This is a genomic window from Janthinobacterium sp. SUN120, from assembly GCF_030397735.1.
In the GTDB taxonomy this organism is placed as follows: Bacteria; Pseudomonadota; Gammaproteobacteria; order Burkholderiales; family Burkholderiaceae_D; genus Janthinobacterium; species Janthinobacterium kumbetense.
This window is the reverse complement of sequence record NZ_JAPUBW010000020.1, coordinates 1-1,593: the sequence shown is the minus strand read 5'-3', so window position 1 is coordinate 1,593 and position 1,593 is coordinate 1. Positions and strand designations below refer to the sequence as shown.

Genomic DNA, 1,593 nt, shown 5'->3' with positions numbered 1-1,593 from the left:
CGATTACGAGTATTTAGCCTTGGAGGATGGTCCCCCCATATTCAGACAGGATGTCACGTGTCCCGCCCTACTTGTCGTACGCTTAGTACCACCGGTCCGATTTCACATACGGGGCTATCACCCGCTATGGCTCCTATTTCCAGAGGATTCTGTTATCGGTCCGACTATCACGTACAGGCTCTTCCCATTTCGCTCGCCGCTACTTTGGGAATCTCGGTTGATTTCTTTTCCTGCAGCTACTTAGATGTTTCAGTTCGCCGCGTTCGCCTTGCATACCTATGTATTCAGTATGCAATACCCTAAAAGGGTGGGTTGCCCCATTCGGAAATCTGCGGATCAAAGTGTGTTTGCTCACTCCCCGCAGCTTATCGCAAGCTACTACGTCCTTCATCGCCTGTAATCGCCAAGGCATCCACCATGTGCACTTATTCGCTTGTCCCTATAACGTTAGCCTCTGATAATCGAAATCATCAAAGAGCGCTACAGGGATAAGAAAGTACAACGTTGTTGCTTGTTTGTTGATACATACAATCATTACCCATCGATTTACCTTTTACGGCAAACCGATCAATAAATAATCTTTACTTCTTCCAGATTGTTAAAGAACGAAACAGCTTTGATCGCTAAAAGATCAAACCTAAACCCAGAGGCTTACGTTTGCACTTTCGAGTAAAACTTTGGTGGAGGATGACGGGATCGAACCGACGACCCCCTGCTTGCAAAGCAGGTGCTCTCCCAGCTGAGCTAATCCCCCTGGGTAATGACTGGTAGGGCTGGTTGGACTCGAACCAACGACCCCCGCGTTATCAACACGGTGCTCTAACCAGCTGAGCTACAGCCCCAACGCGGAACTACTACGACTACTGTTTCTTCTTAATTAAACAGCCGATAAGTGTGAACATTTGATGCGTGAATCATTACTGATTCGTGCAAACTCTAGAAAGGAGGTGATCCAGCCGCACCTTCCGATACGGCTACCTTGTTACGACTTCACCCCAGTCACGAATCCTACCGTGGTAAGCGCCCTCCTTACGGTTAAGCTACCTACTTCTGGTAAAACCCGCTCCCATGGTGTGACGGGCGGTGTGTACAAGACCCGGGAACGTATTCACCGCGACATGCTGATCCGCGATTACTAGCGATTCCAACTTCATGCAGTCGAGTTGCAGACTACAATCCGGACTACGATACACTTTCTGCGATTAGCTCCCCCTCGCGGGTTGGCGGCGCTCTGTATGTACCATTGTATGACGTGTGAAGCCCTACCCATAAGGGCCATGAGGACTTGACGTCATCCCCACCTTCCTCCGGTTTGTCACCGGCAGTCTCATTAGAGTGCCCTTTCGTAGCAACTAATGACAAGGGTTGCGCTCGTTGCGGGACTTAACCCAACATCTCACGACACGAGCTGACGACAGCCATGCAGCACCTGTGTACTGGTTCTCTTTCGAGCACTCCTCAATCTCTCGAGGATTCCAGCCATGTCAAGGGTAGGTAAGGTTTTTCGCGTTGCATCGAATTAATCCACATCATCCACCGCTTGTGCGGGTCCCCGTCAATTCCTTTGAGTTTTAATCTTGCGACCGTACTCCC

General features: G+C 49.8%; 2 tRNA genes and 2 rRNA genes. All 4 read right to left on the bottom strand.

From position 1 onward, the window contains the following. A 23S ribosomal RNA gene (locus O0879_RS28535) occupies nt 1-439 on the bottom strand; the annotation flags it as partial. 239 nt (nt 440-678) lie between these two features. Continuing rightward, nucleotides 679-754 (bottom strand) — tRNA-Ala (locus tag O0879_RS28530). An 11-nt stretch (nt 755-765) separates the two neighbouring features. After that, nucleotides 766-842: transfer RNA gene (locus tag O0879_RS28525), tRNA-Ile, on the bottom strand. Nucleotides 843-940: 98 nt separating this feature from the next. Further along, nucleotides 941-1,593, bottom strand: a 16S ribosomal RNA gene (locus O0879_RS28520); the annotation flags it as partial.